Genomic DNA, 904 nt, shown 5'->3' on the forward strand with positions numbered 1-904 from the left:
AGCGTCGCACGCGTTGCTGTTATGCATGCACCACATCGTGTCCGACGGATGGTCGATGAGGGTGTTTGCATCGGAGCTGGGTGCATTGCTGGAGGCGTACGCACGCGGAGGCGAGGAGTTGCCGCTGCCGGCGCTGCCGGTGCAGTACACAGACTATGCGCAGTGGCAGCGGTCGTGGTTGAGCGGAGCGGTGCTGGAGTCGCAGGTGTCGTTCTGGGCGCAGGAACTGTCGGACCTGCCGCCGGTGCTGGAGCTGCCGACGGACCGTGTGCGGCCGGCGCGCCGGAGCAGTCGTGCGGGATGGGTGACAGTGACAATCCCGTCGGGGTTGGAGGAGTCGCTGGAGTCGCTTGGCCGGCGGTACGGGGCGACGCCGTTCATGGTACTGCTGGCGGGGTTCGAGGGGTTGCTGGCGCGCTACAGCGGGCAGTGGGATTTTGCGGTGGGCACGCCGGTCGCGAACCGGAACCGAGGGGAAGTGGAGCGGTTGGTGGGATTCTTCGCCAATACGCTGGTAGTGCGTTCGGATGTGCGTGCGGAGCGGACGTTTGAGGAGGTGTTGCAGGCGGTACGCAAGCGGTTGGTGTCGGCGTATGCGCACCAGGATCTGCCATTCGAGCAATTGGTGGATCGGCTGAATCCGGAGCGGAACCTGAGCGTGACCCCGCTGTTTCAGGTAATGTTCTCCGCGGAGACGAAGCGGTTGGAGTCGATGCCGGAGTGGCCCGGGCTGAAGGTATCACCGTTGTCGGTGGGGGGCGCGACGCAGGCGAAGTTCGACCTGAACGTGAGTGTGCAGCCGGAGTTGGAAGGCTTGCGCGTGAGCCTGGAGTACGCGGAAGACCTGTTCGACGCGGAGACGGTGGCTGGTTTGGGGCGCCACTACGTGCGGTTGCTGGAAGCG

At 65.3% G+C, this 904-nt stretch carries 1 protein-coding gene; it reads left to right on the plus strand.

Annotation, left to right across the window (positions count from 1 at the left end):
• Positions 1–13: 13 nt before the first annotated feature.
• Positions 14–904 (plus strand): condensation domain-containing protein (locus OQE62_RS19345; protein ID WP_265723685.1); only part of this gene is annotated, 891 nt, incomplete at its 3' end.

The sequence above is a fragment of the Microbulbifer halophilus genome (genome assembly GCF_026183675.1).
Taxonomy (GTDB): domain Bacteria; phylum Pseudomonadota; class Gammaproteobacteria; order Pseudomonadales; family Cellvibrionaceae; genus Microbulbifer; species Microbulbifer halophilus.